Annotated in this window: 2 protein-coding genes; both read right to left on the reverse strand. The window is 75.7% G+C overall.

Annotated elements, in window-relative coordinates; genetic code table 11:
• Positions 1-189: 189 nt before the first annotated feature.
• Positions 190-798 (reverse strand): Uma2 family endonuclease, encoded by a 609-nt coding sequence (locus ACLEQD_RS42600; RefSeq protein WP_410391682.1) that lies wholly within the window; start codon positions 796-798, stop codon positions 190-192.
• 77 nt (positions 799-875) lie between these two features.
• A partial coding sequence (locus tag ACLEQD_RS42605; RefSeq protein ID WP_410391683.1) for a GTPase occupies positions 876-1,833 on the reverse strand: 958 nt, incomplete at its 5' end.

Consider the following 1,833-nt stretch of genomic DNA (forward strand, 5'->3'; position numbering starts at 1 on the left):
GCTGCGCGCGCAGTGCTGGTGGCGGCAAGGCGCCGGAGCGGGACCTGCCCCGCGCGCAGGCCGTGCATGCGCGGGGCTTCGTGGCGGCGCCGGTGGATCCGGATCTGCTGCTGCGCGCCGTGCGGCGGCTGTCGCGCGCCTCCGAGGAAGCGCGCCTCAAGCGCGCGAGCTGAGGCCTCCCGGCGGAAGTCAGGGCAGCGCGACGAGCCGGGGCATCTCCTCCGCCGCGTCCGGGAGCCACAGCGAGCCCAGCTCCAGGGGGACGGAAGGGAAGGGCTCGGCGCGCACCAGGGCGTCGTCCTCGTGGCTCGCGGTGAGGAGCCAGCCGCGCTTGAGGCGCTGGTAGACCTCCAGCGTGCGCGCGACGGGGTCCACCAGCCAGACGTGGGACACGCCGGCCCGCGCGTACAGGGGCAGCTTGCGGGCGCGGTCCAGCGCGGTGGTGGCGGGGGTGAGGACCTCGCAGACCCAATCCGGCACCAGGGTGAAGAACGCGGCGCCGGGCTCCGGCGGGGCGGCCACGCGCTCACGGCGCCAGGCGGCCAGGTCGGGCACGAGGATGTCCCCGCCCAGGTGCAGCTCCGGCGCGCGCAGGAAGCACCAGCGGCCGTTGCCGCCACGGCGCGGGTCCAGCCGCTCCCCCAGCTCCACGCCCATCATGAAGGCCGCGCGCGCGGGCGCCACGGAGAGGCGGGGCGAGGCCACCAGCTCGCCATCGAGGATTTCCCCCACCCAGCCCGACGGCAGCGCCGAGAGCAGGGAGTGGGAGGTGGGTTGAAGCTGCTGGAGTGCCGTCATGAATCCTCGGGGAGCGCCGGTGAACGCGAGGCATTCTAGGGAGGGGTCTGACATGCGGACCGCCGCCCGCGAAGGCACTACTTCCCGATGCAGAAGCGCTGGAAGAGGGTGTCCAGAAGGGCCTCGGAGACGCTCGTTCCAGACACTTCCCCCAGGGCCTCCAGCGCGAGCCCGACCTCACCGGAGAGGACCTCCAGGGTGGACACGCGGGACGCCTCTTCCGCCCGGCCCAGCGCCTCGGCGGTGCGACGCAGGGCGTCCGCGTGCCGCTCGGAGACGAGGGCCACCGCGGAGGGAGTGCCACCGCCCCACAGCCGCGCGAGCACGGACGTCCGGAGCGCGTCCACGCCTTCACCCGTGAGCCCGCTGACGCGCGGCGGGGCGGGGGAGGGCAGGGCGGACATCCCGTCAGACGCCGCATCGCCGAGCGGCGAGGGCACGGCGCTGGCCGCGTTCGTGTCGTCATCCACGGAGCTCCGCGCCGCGGTCATGACGTCGCACTTGCCGGTGACGGTGAGCACGGGCGTGGCGCCGGCCTCGCGCGTCCACGACGCGGCCTCGTCCCGCGACGTCCCCGGCGGCAGCACGAGCACCGCCAGGTCCACGGCCGCGAGCAGCTCCTTCGTGCGCGCGATGCCCAGGGCCTCCACGCGGCCGGGGGCCTCGCGCAGGCCGGCGGTGTCATAGAGCGTGACGCCCAGCCCGTCCCACTCGACGCGGGCCTCCAGGGCATCGCGGGTGGTGCCGGGCTCGTCGTCCACCAGCGCGCGGGCCTCGCCCACCAGCCGGTTGAACAGCGTGGACTTGCCCGCGTTCACCGGGCCGTACAGCGCCACGCGCGCGCCCTGGCGCACCAGCCGTCCGCGCCCCACCTCCGCGCGCAGCGCCTCCGCGGCGGAGCGCAGCGCGGCGACCCGTGAGCCGGCTTCCGAGTCCGCCCCGTCCGCCTCGTCGGGGAAGTTGAGGACGCCTTCCAGGTCCGCGTGCAGCTCGCGCAGCGCGTCCAGCGCGCGGATCCGCTCAGCCAGCGCCCCG

It is taken from the genome of Corallococcus sp. 4LFB, assembly GCF_046520365.1.
Taxonomy (GTDB): domain Bacteria; phylum Myxococcota; class Myxococcia; order Myxococcales; family Myxococcaceae; genus Corallococcus; species Corallococcus caeni.

Bases quoted from the DNA above. Each gene is read 5' to 3' on its own strand.
- ACLEQD_RS42600 (WP_410391682.1), bottom strand. From the start codon at position 798: ATGACGGCACTCCAGCAGCTTCAACCCACCTCCCACTCCCTGCTCTCG.